At 70.8% G+C, this 23,152-nt stretch carries 25 protein-coding genes and 1 pseudogene; 16 read left to right on the top strand and 10 right to left on the bottom strand.

The features are described from left to right. The first annotated feature begins 159 nt into the window (after window positions 1–159). The gene (locus AB0D53_RS01170) at window positions 160–474 is read left to right on the top strand and encodes a hypothetical protein (RefSeq protein ID WP_362438149.1); all 315 of its coding nucleotides are present in this window, start codon (window positions 160–162) and stop codon (window positions 472–474) included. Between the two features lie 239 nt (window positions 475–713). Here the strand turns inward: AB0D53_RS01170 and AB0D53_RS01165 are convergent. Both AB0D53_RS01165 and AB0D53_RS01160 read right to left on the bottom strand, forming a co-directional pair. Beyond that, window positions 714–1,019 (bottom strand): annotated as a pseudogene (locus tag AB0D53_RS01165) (hypothetical protein); the annotation flags it as partial. Next, window positions 1,016–1,441 carry an ATP-binding protein gene (locus AB0D53_RS01160; RefSeq protein WP_362438809.1) on the bottom strand — a complete coding sequence of 142 codons (426 nt, stop codon included), beginning with the start codon at window positions 1,439–1,441 and terminating at the stop codon, window positions 1,016–1,018. The gene AB0D53_RS01160 and the pseudogene AB0D53_RS01165, both read right to left, overlap by 4 nt. 179 nt (window positions 1,442–1,620) lie before the next feature. On the opposite strand from AB0D53_RS01160, the gene AB0D53_RS01155 reads away from it, so the two are divergent. The 3 genes from AB0D53_RS01155 (at window position 1,621) to AB0D53_RS01145 (ending at window position 4,998) form a co-directional block, all read left to right on the top strand. Next, a complete protein-coding gene (locus tag AB0D53_RS01155; RefSeq protein ID WP_362438146.1) occupies window positions 1,621–2,958 on the top strand; it encodes an XRE family transcriptional regulator in 1,338 nt (445 codons plus the stop codon). Continuing rightward, a complete protein-coding gene (locus tag AB0D53_RS01150; protein WP_362438143.1) occupies window positions 2,955–3,773 on the top strand; it encodes a class I SAM-dependent methyltransferase in 819 nt (272 codons plus the stop codon). Before AB0D53_RS01155 ends, AB0D53_RS01150 begins: the two co-directional genes overlap by 4 nt. Before the next feature lie 415 nt (window positions 3,774–4,188). Further along, a complete protein-coding gene (locus AB0D53_RS01145) occupies window positions 4,189–4,998 on the top strand; it encodes a leucine-rich repeat domain-containing protein (protein WP_362438140.1) in 810 nt (269 codons plus the stop codon). Window positions 4,999–5,480: 482 nt separating this feature from the next. Here the strand turns inward: AB0D53_RS01145 and sodN are convergent, their stop codons facing one another. Next, window positions 5,481–5,876, bottom strand: a complete 396-nt coding sequence (gene sodN, locus AB0D53_RS01140; RefSeq protein WP_093549788.1) for a superoxide dismutase, Ni — start codon at window positions 5,874–5,876, stop codon at window positions 5,481–5,483. A 179-nt stretch (window positions 5,877–6,055) separates the two neighbouring features. Here sodN and sodX point away from each other — a divergent pair, with 179 nt between their 5' ends. Then, window positions 6,056–6,514 carry a nickel-type superoxide dismutase maturation protease gene (sodX, locus tag AB0D53_RS01135; RefSeq protein WP_362438137.1) on the top strand — a complete coding sequence of 153 codons (459 nt, stop codon included), beginning with the start codon at window positions 6,056–6,058 and terminating at the stop codon, window positions 6,512–6,514. Here sodX and AB0D53_RS01130 read toward each other — a convergent pair. Then, window positions 6,418–7,047: a CGNR zinc finger domain-containing protein gene (locus tag AB0D53_RS01130; protein WP_329815969.1), complete on the bottom strand. Its 630-nt coding sequence runs from the start codon at window positions 7,045–7,047 to the stop codon at window positions 6,418–6,420. The two genes, sodX and AB0D53_RS01130, sit on opposite strands and share 97 nt — an antisense overlap. Before the next feature lie 89 nt (window positions 7,048–7,136). Here AB0D53_RS01130 and AB0D53_RS01125 point away from each other — a divergent pair, with 89 nt between their 5' ends. From AB0D53_RS01125 to AB0D53_RS01115, 3 genes are all read left to right on the top strand, one after another. Further along, window positions 7,137–7,898 (top strand): class I SAM-dependent methyltransferase, encoded by a 762-nt coding sequence (locus AB0D53_RS01125; RefSeq protein ID WP_362438133.1) that lies wholly within the window; start codon window positions 7,137–7,139, stop codon window positions 7,896–7,898. 146 nt (window positions 7,899–8,044) lie between these two features. After that, window positions 8,045–8,533, top strand: a complete 489-nt coding sequence (locus AB0D53_RS01120) for a sigma-70 family RNA polymerase sigma factor (protein WP_362438130.1) — start codon at window positions 8,045–8,047, stop codon at window positions 8,531–8,533. Beyond that, entirely contained in the window at window positions 8,530–9,282 is a 753-nt protein-coding gene (locus AB0D53_RS01115; RefSeq protein ID WP_362438127.1) for a hypothetical protein, read from the top strand. Before AB0D53_RS01120 ends, AB0D53_RS01115 begins: the two co-directional genes overlap by 4 nt. Window positions 9,283–9,348: 66 nt before the next feature. Here the strand turns inward: AB0D53_RS01115 and AB0D53_RS01110 are convergent, their stop codons facing one another. From AB0D53_RS01110 to AB0D53_RS01100, 3 genes are read right to left on the bottom strand one after another with little or no spacing between them, the layout of a single operon-like run. Next, complete coding sequence (locus tag AB0D53_RS01110) at window positions 9,349–10,110, bottom strand: amino acid ABC transporter ATP-binding protein (protein ID WP_329815973.1); 762 nt, start codon at window positions 10,108–10,110, stop codon at window positions 9,349–9,351. Beyond that, window positions 10,107–11,057, bottom strand: a complete 951-nt coding sequence (locus tag AB0D53_RS01105) for an amino acid ABC transporter permease (RefSeq protein WP_362438123.1) — start codon at window positions 11,055–11,057, stop codon at window positions 10,107–10,109. The genes AB0D53_RS01110 and AB0D53_RS01105 overlap by 4 nt, the downstream gene beginning before the upstream one ends. A gap of 29 nt (window positions 11,058–11,086) precedes the next feature. After that, the gene (locus AB0D53_RS01100) at window positions 11,087–12,031 is read right to left on the bottom strand and encodes an ABC transporter substrate-binding protein (RefSeq protein WP_362438120.1); all 945 of its coding nucleotides are present in this window, start codon (window positions 12,029–12,031) and stop codon (window positions 11,087–11,089) included. 521 nt (window positions 12,032–12,552) lie between these two features. On the opposite strand from AB0D53_RS01100, the gene AB0D53_RS01095 reads away from it, so the two are divergent. From AB0D53_RS01095 to AB0D53_RS01075, 5 genes are all read left to right on the top strand, one after another. Continuing rightward, window positions 12,553–13,764, top strand: coding sequence for an NADP-dependent malic enzyme (locus AB0D53_RS01095; RefSeq protein WP_362438117.1), 1,212 nt, complete (start codon window positions 12,553–12,555; stop codon window positions 13,762–13,764). Window positions 13,765–13,954: 190 nt separating this feature from the next. After that, a complete protein-coding gene (locus AB0D53_RS01090) occupies window positions 13,955–14,920 on the top strand; it encodes a zinc-binding dehydrogenase (protein WP_362438114.1) in 966 nt (321 codons plus the stop codon). A 32-nt stretch (window positions 14,921–14,952) separates the two neighbouring features. After that, on the top strand, window positions 14,953–16,368 hold the full coding sequence (locus tag AB0D53_RS01085; RefSeq protein WP_362438111.1) for a cellulase family glycosylhydrolase: 1,416 nt from the start codon (window positions 14,953–14,955) through the stop codon (window positions 16,366–16,368). Between the two features lie 68 nt (window positions 16,369–16,436). Continuing rightward, on the top strand, window positions 16,437–16,646 hold the full coding sequence (locus AB0D53_RS01080) for a sigma factor-like helix-turn-helix DNA-binding protein (protein WP_362438108.1): 210 nt from the start codon (window positions 16,437–16,439) through the stop codon (window positions 16,644–16,646). Next, window positions 16,646–17,224 carry a Clp protease N-terminal domain-containing protein gene (locus AB0D53_RS01075; RefSeq protein WP_362438105.1) on the top strand — a complete coding sequence of 193 codons (579 nt, stop codon included), beginning with the start codon at window positions 16,646–16,648 and terminating at the stop codon, window positions 17,222–17,224. The genes AB0D53_RS01080 and AB0D53_RS01075 overlap by 1 nt, the downstream gene beginning before the upstream one ends. Before the next feature lie 91 nt (window positions 17,225–17,315). Here AB0D53_RS01075 and AB0D53_RS01070 read toward each other — a convergent pair whose 3' ends face one another. Beyond that, the gene (locus AB0D53_RS01070; protein WP_362438102.1) at window positions 17,316–18,317 is read right to left on the bottom strand and encodes a helix-turn-helix transcriptional regulator; all 1,002 of its coding nucleotides are present in this window, start codon (window positions 18,315–18,317) and stop codon (window positions 17,316–17,318) included. A 1-nt stretch (window position 18,318) separates the two neighbouring features. Beyond that, window positions 18,319–19,176 carry a DUF4097 family beta strand repeat-containing protein gene (locus tag AB0D53_RS01065; protein WP_362438099.1) on the bottom strand — a complete coding sequence of 286 codons (858 nt, stop codon included), beginning with the start codon at window positions 19,174–19,176 and terminating at the stop codon, window positions 18,319–18,321. 153 nt (window positions 19,177–19,329) lie between these two features. Between AB0D53_RS01065 and AB0D53_RS01060 the strand changes: the two genes are divergently transcribed. Then, a complete protein-coding gene (locus AB0D53_RS01060; RefSeq protein WP_362438096.1) occupies window positions 19,330–20,172 on the top strand; it encodes a hypothetical protein in 843 nt (280 codons plus the stop codon). Here AB0D53_RS01060 and AB0D53_RS01055 read toward each other — a convergent pair whose 3' ends face one another. Then, window positions 20,173–20,355: a DUF6104 family protein gene (locus AB0D53_RS01055; RefSeq protein WP_003961784.1), complete on the bottom strand. Its 183-nt coding sequence runs from the start codon at window positions 20,353–20,355 to the stop codon at window positions 20,173–20,175. A gap of 185 nt (window positions 20,356–20,540) precedes the next feature. On the opposite strand from AB0D53_RS01055, the gene AB0D53_RS01050 reads away from it, so the two are divergent. Together AB0D53_RS01050 and AB0D53_RS01045 are read left to right on the top strand one after the other, a co-directional pair. Next, window positions 20,541–21,059: a CU044_2847 family protein gene (locus tag AB0D53_RS01050; protein ID WP_362438093.1), complete on the top strand. Its 519-nt coding sequence runs from the start codon at window positions 20,541–20,543 to the stop codon at window positions 21,057–21,059. Beyond that, window positions 21,056–23,122, top strand: coding sequence for a trypsin-like peptidase domain-containing protein (locus tag AB0D53_RS01045; protein WP_362438090.1), 2,067 nt, complete (start codon window positions 21,056–21,058; stop codon window positions 23,120–23,122). The genes AB0D53_RS01050 and AB0D53_RS01045 overlap by 4 nt, the downstream gene beginning before the upstream one ends. Window positions 23,123–23,152 lie beyond the last annotated feature (30 nt).

Raw genomic sequence — 23,152 nt, 5'->3', positions numbered from 1 at the left:
TCTAGGCGCCACCTTAGTGATGAGAAGCCCCTTGAGGCTGATCTCGGCTAAACGGTCGGCCGACTGCTTCAGTGACTTGTCCGCGTGATCTCGATGGCGAGGGCACTCAGGGCCTCCTTCTCGGGGCCGTAAATCGTGCGGAAGAACAGGAAACCACTGGTGGCACGGTTCGGTGGAATTCCCCTCCAACGGCAGCGAGCGGCGGAACTCGCCGATCGCGAGCCGGTCCGGGTGGACTATCCGCAGAAGGAACTCATCGCGAGACTTCTGGCGGACACCTGCGAGATCTGCGGAAGCAAGGGCAACGTGCAAGTGCACCACGTCCGTGCTCTCGCTGACCTTGCGCATGCCGGATGGCAGCCCTCCGACTGGGCGCGCGTCATGCTCCAACGGCGCCGCAAAACGGTCGTGGCCTGCGACGTCTGCCACGACCGCATCCATTTGGAACAGCCAGCCAGAACGCTCACGCAGTAGTCACTGGAGAGCCGGATGACCGGGAAACCGTCATGTCCGGTTCGGCGGGAGGCCGCGCGGAACAGGACCTGCCACTGCAGGTACCTCACCGCGCGGCCGACCCAACCGCCTGGCTGCACGGCTTCCGGCGCCTCCGCGTTCGCTGGGAACGACGCGACGACATCCACGAAGCCTTCCTCGGCCTCGCCACCTGTCTCATCACCCACCGCCACGTCCAACGCCTTGGGTGGGACCTCTTAGGCGTAGGCGCGCTGGTAGCAGTTGCCGTTGGCCGGGTCGGTGGCCAGTTCGTGCGGGGCGTTGTCGAGGGCACTGAAGGGCACCTCGGTGGGGAGGCCGAAGCGGTCGCGCAGTCGGGCGGCCATGGCGAAGGCCAGGGACTGCACGAGCGAGGTGCCGATGTGCGGGGCGCCGTTGATCTGGGTGCCGACGACCAGCACGATCCGCTCAGGCGGGGGAGTCAGGATGCGCGGGGTCAGGACGTCCTCGGCGTGGTGGAGGGCGTTGGCGAGAACGGTGTTCGGCGAGACGGGGTGCATGGTCACGTGGTGTCTACCTGGGCGCCGGTGGTGTGGGGCGGCATGGGTACGGCCCCGCTGTTGGCACGGTCGAATGCGACCCAGACGCACTTTCCGGGGCCTCTCCGCTCCTTCACGCCCCAGCTGTCGGCGGTCGCGGCGACGATCAGCAGACCGCGGCCGTCGACGGCGGACTCCTCGGGAACGCGCTTCGTCGGCTTGTTCTTGCCGCTGTCGTGGACCTCGATCCGCAGCTCCTCGTCGAGGGACTCCACGCGTACGAGGACCAGTCGGCCCACGGGCGCCCCGTGAAGCACGGCGTTGGTGACGAGTTCCGAGGTGCACAGCCGCATGTCGTCGAGGCGGCTCGTCTCACCCCATTTGGTCAGCGTGGCGGCGACGAAGTCGCGAGCGGTACGCGGTGTGGTCCGGCGGCGGGGGAACAGCATGGCGCGGTGTCGACCCGTGCTCGGAAGGGGGTACAGGGCGGCGTCCTTGGACTGGTTGGTGAGTCTGCTTGCCATGGTCAACAGCAAAGCGGCATAACTCATTTGGGTCGGGAGCCAGCGTGGGGGCCAAGGCGGGGGCCACTATGGGGGCCAGAGGTCACGTGTTCCGAGGGGACGGCATGGGCGACACCGGGATCGGCGCCTTGCTCGTCCGGCTGCGTACCGAGCGCGGCTGGAGCCAGCAGAGAGTTGCCGACGAGTACAACGCCCTGGAGGGGCGTTCCGCGAAGACCGGCAAGGAGATTGGGCGGTACGAGCGCGAAGCCCGAGTCCCTGTTCCCTACACCCGGAATTACCTGGCGCAGGTCTTCAGCGTCGATGTCTCCGTGCTCGACCAAGCTGTTGCCGTCAGTAAGGGGCGGCGGGACGGGTCCGATGCCGCCGAGGTTGAGATTGTGCCGCCGGTGCTGCCGCCCGAAGACACCCACGTCTGTGGAGACCCGCTCTCTGAGGACGCGGTGCGTTCGGCGGACTTCGCCCGCTTCATCGCGCAGCGGAACGCCGACGAGTTCGTCGTCGAGCAGTTGGAGGCGGACGTCGGTCGGCTCGCCCGTACGTACGTCAGCCACCCGCTGATGGAGCAGTACGTCGAGATCAAGCGCTTACGGGACGGGGCGTTCGAGCTGCTCCGCGGGCGGCAGCACCCCAGGCAGACCACTGACCTCTACCTCTCTGCTTCTCGCCTCTGTGGCCTGTCTGCGCACGTCTGCCTCGACCTCGGCGACTACGACTCGGCTGCCACCCATGCCCGCACCGCACGGGCCTGCGCTGAGGCGGCCGGGCACGAGGGGATGCTGGCCTGGGTACGGGCCGTGGAGTCGTTGATCGCGTACTGGACCGGGCGGTACGAGCAGGCGGCCCAGTTGGCGCAGGCCGGCCGGCGGCACAGGGCGCGCGGCAGTATCGGTGCACGGCTGGCGAGTCTGGAGGCGCGGGCGTTGGCGATAGTCGGCGACTCGGCAGGTGCGCTCGCCGCCCTGTCGGATGCCGAACGATCTCGCGAGGCGATCTCGGGTGGGGACGAGGTGCTAGGAGTCTTCGACTTCCCCGCGGCCAAGCAGTTCGCGTACGCCGGAACAACCCTCCTGGCCGTGGGCGGGCAGGAGCACGTCCAGCGGGCCATCGTCAGCGCGGAGACGGCGATCCGCCTCTATCGCGGCGCGGACGGAGATGACCAGTCGGTCGGTGACCTGTTCGCCGCGCACCTCGATCTCGCCAGCGGGCACCTGCTCCTGGGCGACCTGGACGGCACTCAGAAGATGCTCGGCTTCGTACTCCAGTCCTCGCCGGAGCGCATGTCGGCCAGCATTGTGCGCCGGCTCTTCGTTCTCGGGCGGGAGCTGGAAGGGCCGCAGTACGGTGGAGCCGCGCAGGCGGTACACCTGCGCGAACGACTCCAGCACACGGCCGCCCGTGCGTCCCTGCCTGCCGCCCACCCTCCGGAGTTGCCGACGTGACTGAGCTGTCCGCTGCCCACGACGCCGCTGTCACCGACCGGACCCGCCTGGCGGGCAGTGCCTACAACGGAGACCGGGACCTGGCTGCCAGGCAGTCGCTCTACCGATGGCAGACGCCCCGGTACGACCTGCCCGGCATCGTCGCCGAGAAGCTGGGCGACGTACGCGGGCGGGTCGTCGACATCGGCTGCGGCAACGGCAAGTTCATCCAGCGCCTCCGTCAGGACCGTCTGGACCTGTCCCTGCTCGGCCTCGACATCGCTCCCGGAATCCTCGCCGGCGTCCCCGGCCCGGTCGCCGTGGCGGATGCCACGAGGCTGCCGCTGGCGGCAGAGAGCGTCGACGCCGCTCTCGCGCTCCACATGCTTTACCACGTACCGGACATCCCTCAGGCGGTCAGGGAGCTGGCCCGGATCGTGGGCCGCGACGGAATGGTGATCGCGTCCACGAACAGCGACCGCGACAAGGCCGAACTCGACGGCCTCTGGCAGCGGGCAGCCGGCGATGTCCTCGGCATCGGCCGGGGCCCAGCCCGGATCTCGCTCAGCGCCCGCTTCTCCCTGGAGAAGGCCCCGGCCTTCCTCGGCGAGGAGTTCAGCCGCGTGGAGCTGATCGAACTGCCCGGGACCATCACCGTCCCAGTCCCCGACCCTGTCATCGCCCACATGTCTTCGTACCGCGCCTGGGCAGATCAGCACGATGTCCCCTTCGAGGCGACCATCGACCGCGCCCGCACGCTGGTTGCCGACCACATCGCCCATTACGGCGCCTACGAGATCACGTGCCGCGGCGGCATTCTCGTCTGCCGCCGGTGAACCGATCCCGGGGCGGTGGCCAGGGGCCGGCGAGCAGGCGTCCTGCTCCCGGACGATCGCCGGCGCCAGGGGTTCTCGGCCAAGCAGGCCGAGTTCGGTGTGCCGGTCGGGCCACCGCGGCGAGCCGTGCGGGAGCCCGGCGGCGAGGAAGACGCGGTGGTCTGCCGAGAATGTGAGGCCGAACCGCGTCTCGACCGCGTCGAGTTCCCGCTCGGTGAGCCCCGGTCCGATCTCGGTTCGGAGCATGCCCTGAAAGGCACGGGCGGCGTTCAGGGGCAGTAGTGGGGTCGACGGCGTGTTCACGCCTGCCAGCGCGGTGAGCGGTACAGCCGCAGATGCCAGGAGGTTGTGGCAGTCCTCTGCCTCATCGCGTATTCGCTGCGACGGGCCGCGACGACCTCGGTACCGTGGCGCCATGACGGGCAGGGGAGAACCGCAGGTCGTTGCGAACCGATGGGCCGACGTTTCGGATCCGGTGCCGGGAGGGCGCGGGATCTTCCGGGACTTCTGCTCCTGCTTCGACCAGTCCAGGTCCCATCCGCGAGCCCGCGTCGGGTTTCACGCCGAGCGGCAGGACCCCGCCGCGCCGGGCTGGCGGCGCCTGCTGGAGCTGGTCGAGGAGGCTGCCGCCGACGGGCGCGAAGAGTTCAAGCCGCTGATCGAGTTGAGCCCGGAGGAGCGACGGCAGGTCGTCACTCTGCCGCCGAGCATCGCCAAACTGACGGCGGTCAAGCACCTCGTGCTCTACGGCAGCAACCTGGTTCGGCTCCCGCCCGAGATCGGGGCGATGGCCGGCCTGGAGGAGTTCACCCCGTACACCTCCTACCGGCTGCACTGGTTCCCCTACGAGATCACCCGCTGCCGACGGCTGGCCCGCAGTACGGTGAGCACACGAGCCCTCTTCGGCAACTTCAAGCTCCGGCCGCCCTTCCCGAAACTGACGTCGTCCCCGGACTCCCTCATGGCCCTCGATCCGGAACGTCTGGATCCCGGGCGCTGGGGCCCTACAGCCCTCCAAGGATGCAGCGTCTGCGACGGCCCGATTGCACAAGGCGGGCTCCAACAGGTGTGGATCTCCCTGCACGTGGCCACAGACGTGTTGCCGTTGCTGGTCAACGCCTGCTCGCCGGAGTGCGTCGCCTCCCTCCCCGGCGGTGCTCGTGACCACATCCCCACAGCTCACAGGGGCGGTCGAGTCGACCAGCCGCCGTCCTACCGGGACTGATCGGCAAGACGGCTTCGGAAGCTTCATCACCGTCCGGAGCGTGGTCCGTCCGCGGGCGGTATTCGGTTCGGCTTCACGGACGGCGGAGTGGATGCGGCGCGAGGTGCGGCCCGGTGCGGGCCGTGCGTGGCGAGGGCCGGACCGTGGAGGACGTCGCCGAAGGCGGCCAGGCGGGCCCGGGTCATGGCGTCGTCGGCGGAGTCGAGGGGCGTGTGGGTGGCGTGCAGGGCGGATGCGGCCCTGCACCACGTCTGCGCCGGGTCCGACGTCCGCCGGGGGCGGTCCGCCACATCCTGGCTCACGAGGCGTTCGCGCAGGCGGTTGAGGGAAAGGCCGGGAGCGAGCTTGGAAGCGTCGTACCAGACGGATTCGCCTGCGCACCCGGTCCGCCACGGACGCCGTGCTCGGCGGCCTGCGGGCCGGGTGCGGACAGCCGAGCGGCCTGACCCGCGAGAGTGCAGGTCAGGCCGCTCAGAGGGAGATCAGGCCTTCTTGGTCTCCCAGAAGATCTTGTCGATCTGGGCGATGAGGTCCAGCGCCTTCTGGCCCGTCGCCGGGTCCGTGGAGGCCTTCGCGGCCGAAAGGGCCTTGAGGGCGTCGTTGACCAGCTGGTGCAGCTCCGGGTACTTCTCGAAGTGCGGGGGCTTGAAGTAGTCGCTCCACAGCACCGAGATGTGGTGCTTGGCGAGCTCGGCGCGCTGCTCCTTGATGACCACCGCGCGGGCCCGGAAGTGCGGGTCCTCGTTGGCCTGGTACTTCTCCTGGACGGCCTTGACGGACTCCGCCTCGATGCGGGCCTGGGCCGGGTCGTACACGCCGCAGGGCAGGTCGCAGTGGGCGCTGACCTTCACCTTGGGGGCAAACAGGCGGGAAAGCATTGAGCTGTCCTTCCTCGTGATCGTCTTCTCAGGTGGGACATTACTCCGTGAGAGACGTGTTTTCGTGGGTGCCCCCATGGGCTTAGGCCAAAAGTCCAGGGCGAGGATGGGACCAGTGGCCGAATGTACGGAACGCTGTGCAGGACGTGTACTGGACGGACCGGGGAGGTGCCGGAGAGATGCGGGAGGTGCCGGAGGTGCCGGAGCTGACGCAGGGGCAGCCCGGGCGGGGGCTGGCGGGGCGGATGCCGTTCCAGGTGGTGGAGGTGACCGGGCCGTCGATGGTGCCGACGCTCCATCACGGGGACTGGCTGCTCGTGCAGTACGGGGCGCCGGTGCGCCCCGGTGACGTGGTGATCCTCAGGCATCCGTTCCAGCAGGACCTGCTGGTCGTGAAGCGGGCCGCCGAGCGCCGTCGGGGCGGCTGGTGGGTGCTGGCCGACAACAGCTTCGCGGGCGGGGACAGCACGGACTACGGGGTGGTGCCCGAGGAGTTCGTACTGGCCAGGGTCCGGGCGCGCTACCGGCCGTTGAAGAAGGATCAGCGGTCGGTGCTGGGCGTGGTGGCCTGGGCGGTCTCCGCGCTGCGGCCGGTGTCGGCCGCCCGTTCCGTCTCCAGGCGTTTGCGGGCCCGGTAGGCGGCCACATTGGCGCGGGTCGCGCAGCGGTCGGAGCAGTAGCGGCGGGACCGGTTGGTCGAGGTGTCGAGGTAGGCGTTGCGGCACGGCGATGCCTCGCACAGGCCGAGCCGGTCGACCCCGTACGAGGTGAGGTGGAAGGCGAGGCCCATCGCCGCGATGGCGGCGTACCCGGCCGTCGCGTTCGACGGATGGTCGGCCAGGTGCATGTGCCAGTCCGGCTTGCCGTCCTCGTCGCGGGTCTCGTGGCCGGAGATCTGCGGGCTGACCGGGAACTCCAGCAGCAGTGAGTTGAGCAGGTCGACGGCGAGCGTCTCGTCCCCGCCGTCGGCCGCCTCGAAGACCGAGCGCAGCCGCGCCCGTACGGACCTGAAGCGGGTCACGTCCGCGTCGGTCGCCCGCCGGGCCGCCTGGCGGTTGACGCCGAAGAGCTCGCGGACCGCCTCCACGGAGGTGAGGGAGTCCTTGTTGCGGTCCGGCTCCTCGGTGTTGACCAGACGTACGGCGTAGTCCGAGTAATAGGCCAGTTCCACTTGTAGTCCTTACGGCGTCGGTCTATGGTCGATGCAGCGAACGGTGTAATGGGCTTCTACGGGTCCAGGGTATTACATGGAGGTTCCTGGTGACTGAGACATCGACAGGTACGGACTGGCGGGCCTGGCAGGAGAGCTGGGACCGGCAGCAGGAGTGGTACATGCCCGACCGCGAGGAGCGGTTCCGGGTGATGCTGGACATGGTCGAGGCCCTTGTGGGACCGCGGCCGAGGGTGCTCGATCTCGCATGCGGTACGGGAAGTATTACGGACCGGCTGCTCAAGCGGTTCCCGGAAGCCACCAGCACCGGCGTGGACCTCGACCCGGCGCTGCTCGCCATCGCGCGCGGCTACTTCGAGGGCGACGAGCGCGTCACCTTCGTCGCCGCGGACCTCAAGGACCCCGAGTGGACGGCGCAGTTGCCGTACGACTCGTACGACGCCGTGCTCACCGCCACCGCCCTGCACTGGCTGCACACCGAACCGCTCACCGCGCTCTACGGGCACATCGGCGGGCTCGTCAGGGACGGCGGGGTGTTCATGAACGCGGACCACATGATCGACACCGCGACGCCCCGGATCAACGCGGCCGAACGCGCCCACCGGCACGCCGCCATGGACCGCGCCAGGGTCGCCGGCGCACTCGACTGGGCGGACTGGTGGGCGCTGGCCGCCGCGGACCCGGTACTCGCCGCGCCGACCGCCGAGCGGTACCGGATCTACGGTGAGCACGCGGACGGCGACATGCCCTCCGTCGGCTGGCACACCGAGACCCTGCGCGCGGCCGGATTCGGCGAGGCGCGGGCCGTCTGGGCCTCGCCCTCGGACAGCCTGGTGCTCGCTGTGAAGTAGCGGCGGAACGTGCGGTGAGGGGCGGTGCGGGAGGTTGCCCGTACCGCCTCCTCGTTTTCCGGCGTCCGCTGCAACCCGCCGTGCCTCCCACCGCACTGGAAGGGTGAGACGGTCCGCACCCGCGGACCCGGAGAGGGGCGCCGACGATGCGGATCGATGACGATGCCGCGCTGCACGCCTTCGTCGAAGGCAGACGTACCGCACTGTTCCGCAGCGCGTACCTGCTCTGCGCCGACCGGCACGAGGCCGATGACCTGGTCCAGGCGACGCTGGTCAAGGTGGTGCTCGGCGGGCGGCGGTACGGACGGCTCGACAACATCGAGGCGTACGCGCGCAAGACGCTGATCAACACCTTCATCGCATCCCGCCGCAGGTTCTGGCGGCGCGAACAGTCCTACGGCGAACTGCCGGACCGCGCCGGCCGGGCGCCGGACACGGACACCGGCCTGGCGGTACGGGCGGCACTCGCCCGGCTCACGGACAAGCAGCGGGCCGTACTGGTCCTGCGCTACTGGGAGGACCTGAGCGTCGAGGCCACGGCCGGACTGCTCGGGATGCGGGAGAACACGGTCAAGAGCCACGCGGCTCGGGGGCTGGCGGCACTGCGCGCCGAGATGGCGGAGGAATTGGTATGAGCAACGACGTGCACGAGCTCCTGGGGCGGGCCGCGGACGACGCCGGACAGCCGGTCACCACCACCCGGACGGTGTACGCCGGGGCCGCCCGGGTGCGGCTGCGGCGCCGGGTCACCGTCTCGGTCGCGGCGGTCGCCGCGGTCGCGGCCGGAGTCGTGGTCGTGCCGAACCTGGCACCGGAGGACGAGGACACGCGGGAGACCACGGTGGCGGCCCCCGTCGAGCTCGCGGGGAACAGCGGTCGGGCGAAGGACCTGGCGAAGGTGCTGCCCGAGGACGTCGGGGCCGTGGACCAGGTCTCGCTCTCCGTCGTCCTCGACGGCGACACCTCCGAGCGGGAGATGGAGCACCTGCAGGGACCGCTGGACGGCAGCTTCTCCGTACGCAGGGACGGCGGCGTCGGCTATCTCGTCATCGGCTACATCGACACCGGCAGCCCCGTCGCGGGGGACGACCCGTGCAAGCCCGCCCAGGGGATGCCGGGCATGCCGGACTGCGTGAACGAGAAGCTGCCGGACGGACGGGTGCTGACGACCTGGAGCGACCCGATGAACCACGAGGGCGGACCGCGGTGGGGCAAGGAGCTGGCCGGCCGGCTCACCCTGAAGGGCGGCGGGGTGCTGGCCGTCCGTGACAGCACCGGCTTCAAGGGTGAGCGGGCGCAGGGCCCGCTGCTGAAGACGCCGCCGCTGACCCGCGCCCAGCTGCGGGAGCTGCTGCTCAGCCCGGAGCTGCTGCCCGAGAAGTAGCGAGAGGCGGGGGAACGGAAGAGGGCGGTACGGAGATGACCTCCGTACCGCCCTCTCGCCGTGCCGCTACAGCACCTTCGACAGGAACGACTTCGTCCGGTCGTGCTGCGGGTTGGTCAGGACGTCGCGCGGGTGGCCCGACTCGACCACCACACCGTCGTCCATGAAGACCAGCGCGTCGCCGACCTCACGGGCGAAGCCCATCTCGTGGGTCACGACGATCATCGTCATGCCGTCCTCCGCGAGACCGCGCATGACGTCCAGGACGTCCCCCACCAGCTCCGGGTCGAGCGCCGACGTCGGCTCGTCGAAGAGCATCAGCTTCGGCTCCATGGCCAGGGCGCGGGCGATGGCCACCCGCTGCTGCTGTCCGCCGGAGAGCTGGGAGGGGTAGTTCTTCGCCTTGTCGCCGAGGCCGACCCGGTCCAGCAGCCGCTCGGCCCGGGCCCTCGCCACGGCCTTGGACTCGCGCCTGACCTGGACGGGGGCCTCCATGACGTTCTCGATCGCCGTCATGTGCGGGAAGAGGTTGAAGCGCTGGAAGACCATGCCGATGTCCCGGCGCTTCAGCGCGACCTCGCTGTCCTTGAGCTCGTAGAGCTTGTCGCCCTTCTGGCGGTAGCCCACCAGGTCGCCGTCGACGTACAGCCGGCCGGCGTTGATCTGCTCCAGGTGGTTGATGCACCGCAGGAACGTCGACTTGCCGGAACCGGACGGGCCGATCAGGCAGAAGACCTCCTGCGGCGCGACCTCCAGGTCGATGCCCTTGAGGATGTGCGCGGCGCCGAAGGACTTGTGGACGCCCTCGGCCTTCACCATGGCGGTCATGCCATGCCTCCCTTCGGGCGGCCGAGGGACAGGAGATTGGCCCTGACCTTCTGGAACGGGGTGGGCGGCAGGCTGCGGCTCGAACCGCGCGCGTAGTACCGCTCCAGGTAGTACTGACCGATGCTCAGCACCGACGTCATGATCAGGTACCAGGCCGCGGCCAGGAAGTACATCTCGACCGGTGCTCCGGACGCCTGCCCGATGTCCTGGGCGTTCTTGAACAGCTCGTAGAACTGCACGGCCGCCACCAGCGACGTCGTCTTGAGCATGTTGATCACTTCGTTGCCCGTCGGTGGCACGATCACCCGCATCGCCTGCGGGATCACGACACGGCGCAGGGTCTTGCCGTGGCTCATGCCCAGTGCGTGCGACGCCTCCGTCTGGCCCTCGTCGACCGAGAGCAGACCCGCGCGGCAGATCTCGGCCATGTACGCGGCCTCGTTGAGGCCCAGGCCGAGCAGCGCCGTCAGCAGCGGCGTCATGAAGCTCGACCAGTAGTCCTTGTAGATCGGCATCAGGTCGATGTACTCGAAGACCAGGCCCAGGTTGAACCAGACGAACAGCTGGACCAGGACCGGGGTGCCGCGGAAGAACCAGATGTAGAACCAGGCGATCGACGAGGTCACCGGGTTCCTGGACAGCCGCATCACGGCCAGCAGGATGCCGCCGACGATGCCGATGACCATGGACAGGGCGGTCAGCAGCAGGGTCTGGGTGACGCCCTTGAGGATGCGGTGGTCGAAGAAGTAGTCGGGGACCGCACCCCAGTTGATCTTGCCCTGGCTGAAGGCGTAGACGATCGCGGCGAGCGCCCCGATCGCGACGACCGCCGAGACGTACCGGCCGTAGTGGCGGACCGGAATGGCCCTGATCGTCTCGGGGCCGGACGGTGGGGCGGAGGGTATGGGCGGCCGGCCGGCCGGGCCCGTCTTCTCGATGTCAGTCACAGGAAGAACCTTTCAGCGCCGGTGCCTGGTCAGGATCCGCCGTTCACCTTGGCCTCGGTGACCGCGCCGGCCTCCACACCCCACTTGGATATGATCTTGTTGTACTCGCCGTTCTTGATGATCGCCTCCAGAGCCGCCTGAACGGCCTTGGTCAGCTGGTCGTTGCCCTTGGCGACGGCGATGCCGTACGGGGCGGCCTCGACCTGCTCGCCGACGATCTGGAAGTCCTTGCCGCCGCCCGAGGTCTTCACCGCGTACGCGGCCACCGGGAAGTCGGAGGAACCGGCGTCGACACCACCGCTGCGCAGCCGGGTCTGGGCCTCCAGGTCGTTGTCGAAGGTCTCGATGGCGATCTTCTCGCCGCCGGTGCACTTCTTCGACTCGTCCTTGGCGAGGTCGTGCGAGACGGTGCCGCGCTGGACCGCGATCTTCTTGCCGCACAGATCGGCCCAGCTCCTGATCCCCTGGTCGTCGCCCTTCCGGGTGTAGATCGAGACACCGGCGGTGAAGTAGTCGACGAAGTCGACGCCCTCGCCGACCTTCTTCTTCGTCTCGGAGTCGATGCCCTGCTGGCGGTCCTTGGTGTCGGTCATCGAGGACATCGCCAGGTCGTAGCGCTTGGAGCGCAGACCGGTGATCAGCGTGTCGAACGTGCCGTTCTGGAACCGGAGCGTCACGCCGAGCTGCTTGCCGATCGCGGCGGCGATGTCGGGGTCGATGCCGACCGTGTTGCCGGACTTGTCCTTGAACTCGACCGGCGGATAGGCGATGTCCGAACCGACCTTGATGACGCCCTTGTCCTTGATCTCCTTGGGGAGGAGACCGGAGAGCGGGGCCGATGCCGACCTGTTCGTCGACCCGTTCTTGGTCTGGTCGCCACAGGCGGCCAGCAGCATGGTGCCGGCGACCGCGATGGCGCCGACCGCTGCGATCCTGGATTTCGCGGCCGTGCGACGTGTTGTGCTTGCGGTCATGATCGGGGTTCCTTCGGCAGGTGAGGGTGGTGTTACCAGGCGGTATGGACACACGACTGTGGATCTCGCCCCCCTGTGTGATTAGGGCATCTTGCCATTCGGACTGGCTCGAACTTGCCGCTGCGCATGTCAAAATCGGATAACGGGCGATCCCCGAACCCCAAGAGGCCGGTACACAAGGCCGGACCATTCACGGGGTTTCCCCCTTCACGCCGGAAGATCTGCGGCGCGTCTCGACTGGTGGACGCTTTCGTCGCTCGGCGGACTTGTCCAGATATTCGACTATGAGTCATGTCACCGAGTCCATATGGACTCGTCCATGACGCGGTCCGTCGGGTAAGAAAGACCTTTACACCCCTCATCCGGGGCTCAGGGCGCGTGTGCGGCGCGCCCGCGCGTATGTATTTCCCCCTGCCGGGGCGGGCCAACCGTCGACGCGGGGCACGTACGCGGTGCCCGCCCACCCCTCCTCAACCAGGAGTGGCCACCCTCAAACGATGAAGACTTAAGGGGTCAACACCATGGCAGCGGAGATCGTCAATCCTCGCAGCGACAGCACCACCGACAGCACCACCGATGAGCCGTTCGATCCGGCCTTCGCGCTCCACCGCGGGGGGAAGATGGCCGTGCAGGCCACCGTTCCCATCCGTGACAAGGACGACCTGTCCCTCGCGTACACGCCCGGCGTCGCCAAGGTGTGCAGCGCCATCGCGGAGAATCCCGAGCTGGTCCACGACTACACCTGGAAGTCGCAGGTCGTCGCCGTCGTGACGGACGGCACCGCGGTGCTCGGCCTCGGTGACATCGGACCCGAGGCATCCCTCCCGGTGATGGAGGGCAAAGCGATCCTCTTCAAGCAGTTCGGCGGTGTCGACGCGGTGCCGATCGCGCTCGCGACCACCGACGCGGACGAGATCGTCGAGACGGTCGTCCGGCTCGCACCGTCCTTCGGCGGCGTGAACCTGGAGGACATCTCGGCGCCGCGCTGCTTCGAGATCGAGCGCAAGCTCCAGGAGCGGCTCGACATCCCGGTCTTCCACGACGACCAGCACGGCACCGCCGTCGTGACGCTCGCGGCCCTGCGGAACGCCGCGAAGCTGTCCGGCCGCAGCCTCGGCGAACTGCGCGCCGTCATCTCCGGCGCCGGCGCCGCCGGGGTGGCCATCGCGAAGTTCCTGCTGGAGGCGGGGCTCGGCGACGTCGCCGTGGCCGACCGCAAGGGCATCGTGAGCCGCGACCGCGAGGACCTGACCGAGGTCAAGCGCGAGCTGGCCGAGCTCACCAACCGGGCCGGGATCTCCGGTCCGCTGGAGACCGCGCTGGCGGGCGCCGACGTCTTCATCGGCGTCTCCGGCGGTACGGTCCCCGAGGCGGCCGTCGCCTCGATGGCGCCCGGCGCGTTCGTCTTCGCCATGGCGAACCCGAACCCCGAGGTCCACCCCGACATCGCGCACAAGTACGCGTCCGTCGTGGCGACCGGGCGGTCCGACTACCCGAACCAGATCAACAACGTGCTGGCCTTCCCCGGCATCTTCGCGGGCGCCCTCCAGGTCCGGGCCTCCCGGATCACCGAGGGCATGAAGATCGCCGCGGCGAACGCGCTGGCCGATGTCGTGGGCGACGAGCTCGCGGCGGACTACGTGATCCCGTCGCCGTTCGACGAGCGGGTGGCACCCGCGGTGACCGCCGCGGTGGCGGCGGCCGCGCGGGCGGAAGGCGTGGCCCGGCGCTGAGCCGATGGGGCGGGGGCGGGGCGGAGTGGGGCACGGATAAGGGGTGCCTGCGGCCGGCTCCGCCCCTGCCCATGTCCGGGGACTTCGCCCCGGACCCCGCTGCCCGACCGCCGGAGGGGCCGGAACGCGCGGCGCGCGTCACACCGGCGGCCGGTTACGCCCGGCCCGCGCCCGGCCTATCGTCGGGGCCATGTTCGCCGCCTACGCATCCCGCATCGACCGCGACCAGCCCCTCGACGGCCTCGATCTGGGTGAACGCCCAGCCCCAGCGGCCCGCCCCGGCTGGACCACCGTCAACGTCCGGGCCGCCTCCCTCAACCACCACGACCTCTGGTCCCTGCGCGGCGTCGGCCTCGCCGAGGACAAGCTGCCGATGATCCTCGGCTGCGACGCGGCCGGAACCGACGAGGACGGCAACGAGGTCGTCCTGCACTCCGTCATCGGCCAGACCGGTCACGGCGTCGGCCCGGAGGAACCCCGCTCCATCCTCACCGAGCGCTACCAGGGCACCTTCGCCGAGCAGGTCACCGTCCCCAGCTGGAACGTGCTGCCCAAGCCGAAGGAGCTCACCTTCGAGGAGGCCGCCTGTCTGCCGACCGCCTGGCTCACCGCGTACCGGATGCTCTTCACCAACGCCGGGGTGCGCCCCGGCGACTCGGTCCTCGTCCAGGGCGCGGGCGGCGGTGTCGCCACCGCCGCGATCGTGCTCGGCCGGGCGGCCGGGCTGCGGATCTATGCCACCAGCCGCGACGAGGCCAAGCGCAAGCGGGCCGTCGAACTCGGCGCGATCGAGGCGTTCGAGCCGGGCGCGCGGCTGCCCCGGCGGGTCGACGCGGTCATCGAGACGGTCGGCGCGGCGACCTGGTCCCACTCGGTGAAGTCGCTGCGCCCCGGCGGCACGCTCGTCATCTCCGGCGCGACCAGCGGCGACCGGCCCTCGCACGCCGAGCTGACCCGGATCTTCTTCCTGGAGCTGAAGGTGGTCGGCTCGACCATGGGTTCCAAGGACGAGCTGGAAGACCTGCTGGCCTTCTGCGCGACCACCGGGGTGCGGCCCGTCATCGACGAGGTGCTGCCGCTGGACCGGGCCCGCGAGGGGTTCCAACGGCTGGCGGCGGGCGACCAGTTCGGAAAGATTGTGCTCACCTGCTCTTGAGGTGTGCGGGGTGAGCTGCTCTGATCTGCGCCATGCGAATGCGGACGCGGATACGGATGGGCAGCGCACTCACTTCGATCGTCACTTCGTTCGTGCTCGCGGCGGGGGCCCTCGCCCCCGCCGCCGACGCACACCCCGCACCGGCGGAGCAGCAAACCGGCATCCCCCGGCTCACCGACGACCGGGGCCGCACGCTCACCCTGCGCGGCTGGAACGTCGAGGACAAGGCGAACAGCGGTGACCAGGCACTCACCGCCATCACCGAGAAGCACTTCCGCGATCTGCGGGCCAAGGGCTTCGGCTTCGCCCGGCTGCTGATCTTCTGGGACGACCTGGAGCCGCGCCGGGGTCACTACAGCGCCGCGTATCTGCACCGGATCGGCAGGATCCTGGACTGGGCGCGGAAGTACGACATCCAGGTGCTGATCGACGCCCACCAGGACGTCTTCGGCCCGGCGTTCGGCCACCGGGGCATCCCGGCCTGGGCGACCCGCACCGACGGGCTGCCGTTCACCCCGCACCCCGGCGACTGGTTCTCCGAGTACTTCGAACCGGCCGTGCAGCGCGCCTTCACCCATCTCTACGAGGACCCCGACCTCCGGCGCGCCCAGGCGAGGATGTGGCAGGTGCTCGCCGAGCGCTTCGGGCGCCACCCCGCCGTCCTCGGCTACGACCTGATCAACGAGCCGATGGGGGAGCTCCGGGAGGGTGAGGACCTGGCGACGGCCGCCCGCCGCATCGAGGCGCAACAGCTCACCCCGATGTACAACAGGCTGGCCCGCGCGGTCCGTTCGGCCGACCGTGCCAACTGGCTCTTCGTCGAACCCACCCCCATCGTCGGCGAGGGCGTCCCCACCGGACTGGGCGCGATCCGGGACCACCGGACCGTCTACGCCCCGCACTTCTACAACACCGCGATGGAGGCGGGCGCCGACTACGACCCCTCGGCCCGCTGGGTCGAGTCGTACGAGGCCGCCGTCACCGCCTACCCGAAGCGGCGGCACATCCCGGTCGTCGTCGGCGAATGGGGCCCGCTGAACAACAGTCTGCCGATGATGGGCCGCTTCTACCGGGACGCGATGGCCTCGCTGAGCCGCTACACCTCGGGCTGGGCGGGCTATGTGTGGTGCTACGGCGGCGGCTACTGCGCCCTCGACGCGAACGGGGACTTCGCCGCCAACAAGGAGCGGACCGCCACCCCGTACGCCCCCGCCGTCGCCGGAACCGTCCACTCCGACACGTACGACGACAACGCCCTTGTGTACCGGCTCAGTTATACGGCGGGCCGCCGGGGCGCCACGGAGATCTCGCTGCCGCCGACGGCCGGCCGGTGGCGGGTCTCGGTGGACGGCCGCGCCGAGGTCCGCAGGCGCGGGGGAGAGGTGAGCGTCCGGGCCCGCGAGGGGACGCGCGTCACGGTGACGGTGACCGGGACGGCGCGCGGCTGAGCGGGGCCGGCACGGCAGGGTTGTCAATCAAGGTTGACAGTCGAGTCGTGTCAACTTAGATTGACACCATGACGGAAGCAACGGATCTCGCCGCACGCGCCGGTGACCGCGACCCCCGGGTGGGGCTGCGGGCGGTCACCGCGCTGCGCCGGCTGCTGGAGCAGCTCGAAGCCGTGCAGGTCAAAAGCGCCCGGGTACAGGGCTGGTCGTGGCAGGAGATCGCGGCCGAACTGGGCGTCAGCCGGCAGGCCGTGCACAAGAAGTACGGGAGGCATTGATGTTCGAACGATTCACCAGGAGCGCCCGGGACGTAGTGACCGGCGCCGTGACGCACGCCGAACGGACCGATGCCGTATCGGTCACCGAGGAGCACCTGCTCCTCGCCCTGCTGGACCGCCAGGAGGGCCGGGCCGCCTTCGCCTTCGCCTCGCTGGGGCTCGTCGACCGCCGGGCGGACGTCGAGGCCGATCTGGTCGCGGCCCGCCGCCGCGGCGGGCTGACCCGGGCCGATACGGACGCGCTGGCCGGCCTCGGCATCGACGTGGCCGAGATCGTCGCCCGCGTCGAGGAGGCCCACGGCGAAGGGGCGCTGGACCGTGCCCGGCGGCGCGGCGCGGGGCGCCGCCCGTTCACGCGCGGTGCGAAGGACGTCCTGGCGAGGTCGCTGCGGATCGCGGTGGGGCGCCAGGACCGTTTCATCGGCGACGAGCACCTCCTCCTGGCGCTCGCCGCCTGCCCCGGTGTGGTGGCCGACGTGCTCGCCGCGCACGGCGCGACGTACACGACGCTGGACCGCGCGCTCCACGGGGACGGGGGCGGAGAGGGCGACGCGGGGCGGTTCAGGAAGGCGGGCTGAGGCGCCGGCCTCCCGGCCGTCGGGGGTGTGCCCCGGAGTGTGCCCCGGGTCTCCCGGTTCGCGCCCCGGCGCACGACCGACCGTCCGCCCCTCACTTCTCCCCGGTGCCGCCCTTCCGCAGCAGCGCCCCGATGCGGGCCGCCGCCGTCGACAGATGGCCGCGGGCCTCCGCCAGCTGCTCCTCCGTGACGCCGCGGTCCCGGGCCGCGTCGCGGATGTCGTCACGGAAGCGGTCGAGCAGGCGGTCCAGGTCGCGGGCCGGGTCGCCGGTGGAGGCGGTGTCCTTGCCCCAGGCGGGGTCGGTGTCGGCGGGCTCGGGCTTGACGTACGGGGGCCGGGCGCCCGCCCTGGCGAAGCCGCTCAGCTGGCCGGTGATCTCGGCCAGCCCCTCCCGTACGCCCGTGGGCCAGTCGCCCCGGGCGAAGTGCTCCTGGACCTGGCGGGCGGCGTTCTGCATCTGCTCGCGCGCCCGGTCCTGGGCCTCCTTGGCCTGGCGGCGGGCCTGCTGGGCCTCCTCGCGGGCGCGGCGGGACTCGTCCTTCGCCCGGCGAGCCTGCTCCTTCCACTCCTGCTTGGCCTTGCGCAGCTCCTCCTTCGCGGCGCGCCACGTCTCCTTGTCGCCGAAGTCCCCGAAGTCGCCGAAGTCCCCGAAGTCGCCGAAGGGGGACTCCCGGTCGCCCTTGCGGCCGGAACCGGAACCCGTGTGCCTGGTCTCGTCCGCCGCGGCCCGCATCTCGCTGCGCAGCTTGCCGGCGGCGCCGCGTACGTCGTCCCGTATCTCGGCGGCCAGTTCGGAGACCGACTCCCGGATCTCCATTTCCAGATCGGCCAGTTCGCCGGTGCGGCCGGCCAGTTCGGCGCGGCCCGCGTCGGTGATCGAGTAGACCTTGCGGCCGCCCTCGGTGGCGTGGGTGACGAGGCCCTCGGCCTCCAGTTTGGCCAGGCGCGGGTAGACCGTGCCCGCCGAGGGGGCGTACAGCCCCTGGAAGCGCTCCTCCAGGAGCCGGATGACCTCGTAGCCGTGGCGGGGGGCCTCGTCGAGGAGCTTGAGCAGATAGAGGCGGAGGCGGCCGTGGGCGAATACGGGGGGCATGTCAGAGCACCTTTCCGGTCGGCTCGGCATCGTACGGACCGTCCTCGGCCGGCGGGCGGCGCAGCAGGGCGATCGATCCGGAGACGGTCGTCGCCCTCAGCTTCCCGGTCCCGGTGCCGAGCGTGCCGGTGATCTTCTTCGCTCCCCACTGGCCGCTGACCCGCAGATCCTCGAAGCCGTTGGAGACGGAGCCGCTCGTGGTGTTGGCCTCGACCGTCGCGTCCGCCGGGTGCGGCAGCCTGATGGCGACCTCACCGGAGACGGTGGTCAGCCGGATGTCCGTGGGCTTCCCGGTCGGGTCCAGGTCGAGCACCATGTTCCCGCTGACCGATTCCGCCCGCACCGAGGCCCCGGCCCCCTCGACGACCGTCAGATCGCCCGAGACGGAATGGAAGCGGAGCGCGCCGGTGACCGACTGGGCCTCCACGCTGCCGGAGACCGTCTCGGCCAGGACCGGCCCCCCGAGCCCGACGAGCGTGGTGTCGCCGGTGACGCCCCGTACGTCCGTACGCCCGCGGATGCCGGACACGACCGCGCCCGCCCCGACGACGCCGACCTCCACCGCCGACCCGGCCGGCACGGCGAGCGAGACGACCGCGCTGCGGTGCCAGCCCTTGCGGTCGAACCACTTGAGGAAGTTCTGCCAGGGCAGGTCCTCGTAGGCGACCGTGAGCGTGCCGTCCTCCAGGGTCACGATCAGCGGCGGTCCCTCGATCCCGGAGACCTCCAGCCGGGCGGTCGGATCCTCGGTGCCGACGATGTTGACGGCGCCCCCGACGATGCGCACGTTGAGCGAGGTCACGGGGTCGTCGAAGGTCAGCTTCTGGGGCTCGGCGATGTCCCATGTCGACACAGGCATGGATCTGACCTCCCGGGGAGCGTGGATGACGCAACATATCGCGTCTCTTGTTGAACACGATATATCGCGGTTTCGGGAAGTCAAGGCGCACCATGCGATCGCCGGCGGATCAAAGAGCGCCAAATATGGGCAAATTGCCCTAGCGTGTGGCACATGAACGCGACATCCCCCGCAGGGGCGCTGCTGCTGTGCCGTGCCGAACCCGAGACCGTACGGCCCGTGGCCCATCTGCTGCGCGAGCGGATGCTGCTCGCTCCCGCCGGGGACGGCTGGTCCGTCCTCGTGCCCGAAGGAAAGCCCTGGCAGGGCGGTGCCGGTGCAGGTGCCGCGGATGTGGAGCCGGTCGACCGCGTCGTGGCCGGCTGGGCCACCGCGCTCGCGGTCGGCTCGGTCTGGCCCGTGCTCGCCCTGTGGTGGGACGGCGACCGGGCCGGGTGCACGCTCGCGTCCGGATTCCGCCGTCCGGTCGGCTACGTCTGGCTCGCCGACGGCACCCCGGCCGGTGAGGACGAGGCCATGCGCACCCTCGCCGAGCGGCTCGGCCTCGACCCCGTGCTGGACGTCCAGTCGCTCGAAGAACTGACCCGCCCGGACCCGGACGCCGACGCGCGCATCCGGCTGCGCGGTCTGCTCGCCGTCCTGACCCGGATCGGACTGGTCCTTCCGCCGGGTCTGGACCCGGACACACCGGGCGACCGGCTGTACGCCGCGGCGGACGACCGGCCCGAAGCGGAACCGCTCGTCTGGACCGGGTGGCGCGAGGTGGTGAAGGCCGAACTCGACGCGGTCGAGAGCAGCCGTCTCGGCCCCTGGATGCGCGGCCCCAGGGCCCGGGTCCTCGCGGGCGCCCAGCTCGCGGCCGGACTGCCGCTGGTCCTCTGGGGGCTGCGCCGCCGCGGCGGCGGATGGGTGCTGGCCGGGACGCTGCTGCTGGCGCACGGCGCCCTCGGCCTCGCCTACGACCGGCTCAGGGACGCCGAGGACGGGCGCGGCTGACTACTCGTCCTCGTCCTCGTCGTCGAGCCGGGCCAGCCAGGTCGCGAGGCGCTCTACCGGCACCTCGAAGTCGGGATTGAGGTCGACGAACGTGCGGAGCTGCTCGGCGAGCCACTCGAAAGTGACCTCTTCCTCGCCTCGCCGCTTCTCCAGCTCCTCGATACCGCGGTCGGTGAAGTACATGCGGCAAGCCTAATGCCTGGTGACAGCCCCGCGGAGGCCGGGAGCAGGTCCCCGGCCGGGGTTCCCGGCGGCCGGGCGAGCCCGCCGAGAACCGGCCCGCACCGACCCCGCGTCCTGCCCGATGTGCCTCGCATCGGGCGCGTACTGCCGTTAGCCTGCGGGTAGTTGGGGAACGGGGGAGTTTCATGGGTGACGGTGACGCCCGTATTACGCGCATTGAGATGCCCGACGGCACGGAGGTCTGGGCGCGGATCTCCGGCGCCGAGGAGCTGACGCAGCCCGGCTCGGGCCCGTCGTTCGCCGACATCGGCGCCGGGAACATCGCCGACCGGGTGCAGGCCCGGGTCGAGAGCCTGCAGGGGGTCGTGACCAGCGTCGCGCGTTCGCTCGCCGAGCCGCTGCGGGCCGTGCGGCCCGACGAGGTCAGCGTCGAGTTCGGCATCGAGCTCACCGCGAAGTCCGGCAGGGTCGTCGGACTCCTCGCGGACGGCGAGGCCAAGGGGTCCATCAAGGTCACGCTGACGTGGAACGGCGGCGGACCGCCCCTCGACCCGCAGGTGCCCGCGCAGACGCCGGGACAGCAGCCGGCCGCCCCCTCCTCGGCCCCTTCCCCGTCCTCCCCCTCCGTTTCTCCCGCCGGGGCACCCACCGGCGCATCGGCGCATGCGAGCGGCACCGGACCGGACGACGGAAGCGGATCGTGACGCCCCCGCCGGCCGGGGGCGCGTGGCAGGGGCCGAGCGACGCGGAATCCGCGCTGATGAGCCTCGTGAAGGACGCGACGGTGCGCATCCATCGTCCGGAGCCCGGGTATGCCCCTGAAGGATCCGACGGCGACTTCCTGGGGAGCGGCTTCTTCATCGCCCCGAGCTGGGTCCTCACGTGCGCGCACGTCGCGATGGAGGGGAGGGGGCGTCAGGTGGACGTGGTGTACAAGACCGCCCGCGACGGCGACGCCCTCCGGGTCGGGGGCACGGTCAGGGCGGCCCTGCCCGAGCAGCGGCCCGGCACCGGCGGCTGGCCGGCCCCCGACCTCGCCCTCATCCAGCTGCTGCGTCCCGTCGAGCACCCCTGCGTGTACCTCAGTGAACGCTCCACGGGCATGAACCGCGGCGCCTACTACTTCGCGGGCTGGGCGGACGGCGGCGGGGGCGCGCTCAAGCGGCTCGGCCGGGAGTGCCGGGTGGTGGGCACCGTCGACGACTGGTCCGACGGCGACGAACAGGTGCTGATCGAGGCGAGCCAGCTGTACGCGGGCATGTCCGGCGGACCCGTCGTCGACCTGGCCCGGGGCGAGGTCGTCGGCGTACTCAAATCACGCTCCACGGACACGAACGGCGGTACGGCGATCGGCGTGGAGCGGCTGCGCACGCTGCCGGTGCCGGCCGACGCGGCCACGGCCGAGTCCGACGACCCGTACCAGGCCGTGTTCCACGCCCACGACCGCTATCACGCCGACCGGCACAACAACCCCGTCGGCGACGAGGAGACCTGGGCGGACGTACAGCGGGACCTGGGCTGCACGGCGGGCCCGGCGCTCACCCCGCAGCAGCGCGTCGACCTGCTGGGGCGGCTCGCCAAGCTGCCCCCGCCGGTCAGCACCCGCAGCCTGCTCGACATCCTCGGCGGCCTCGGGTACGGCTACCGGACCGTCGGCGTCCCGGCCCCCCGCGGCTGGCGCGACGGCCTGGGAGTCCTCTACGACGCACGCGAGGGCGAAGAGGCGCTGGAGCGGATCCTGCGCTACTGCATGAGCGCCATCGCCGCCGAACGCCCCTATGTGGTGCCGTCCACCAAACTCGCCGAGGACGCCCTGTGGGACTGGGTGAAGGAGACCGCCGAGGACCGGCTCCGGCGGCCGTTCCGCCGTGAGATGGCCCAGCTGCGGTACCAGGGCCGGTACGACCGGGGCACCGGACACCTGCGCACGCCCGAGCCGGCCGACGAGCCGGTCCGGCCGCCGCGCTCCCCGTCGGTCGTCGTGCTGCACCTGGAGCCCCGCGCCTGGCAGCCGGACGAGTACGACTGGCGGGTCGTCGCCCGCCCGGCCGAGGACGACCTGCCGGTGACCGAGAACTACCAGGGGACCAGGGCCGACGAACTGCCGGCCAGGCTCGCGCCGTCCCTGGCGAAGGCGTTCCGGATGTGCGACGAACCCGACAGCCCCGCGGTCCTCCAGGTCGTGGTGCCACCGGCGCTGCTCGACCTGGAGGCCGAGAAGTGGGAGCTGCCCGCCGACGGCAGGCCGCTCGGGGTCCAGCGGCCGGTCGTCATCCGCTGCTCGGACGGGCTCCCCGCCCCCTCCGGGGACGGCGCCCGGGAGCGCGAGGCGCGCTGGAACCGCGTCCACACCGGCCCGATGCGGGCCGCGGTCCTCGACTGCGACGACGGTATGCGGGTACCCGTACCGGTGACGGCGGAGCTGCGCGGACAGGCGTACGAGACCGTACCGGTGCTCTGCCGGTACGGCGGCCGGTCCGACACCCAGAGCACCGCCGGGTTCGGGCGGGTGCTCGAAGCCGGGTACGGCGTGGTCCTGTGGCGCCGCCCGAGGGTCGAACGGGCCGCGGCCTGCACGGAGTTCCACCTCCGCGCCGTCGACACGGTCGACGGGACGGGCGTGGCCGACCGGCTCCCGCAGAAGATCCAGGAGCTGAGAAAAGGGGTGCGCGAGGGCCGCACCGACACGTTCTGGTCGGACGGAATCGCCCTGGTCTACGGCAAACCGCGGGCGGAGCCGCCCGAGCCGTTCCTGCAGGCCCCGTGATGTGGGTTCCGGGGCGCGGACCGGATGGCT

It is taken from the genome of Streptomyces sp. NPDC048295, assembly GCF_040652135.1.
GTDB lineage: Bacteria > Actinomycetota > Actinomycetes > Streptomycetales > Streptomycetaceae > Streptomyces.
Note: the sequence above shows the minus strand (reverse complement) of the source record. Positions and strands in the feature narration are given on the sequence as shown.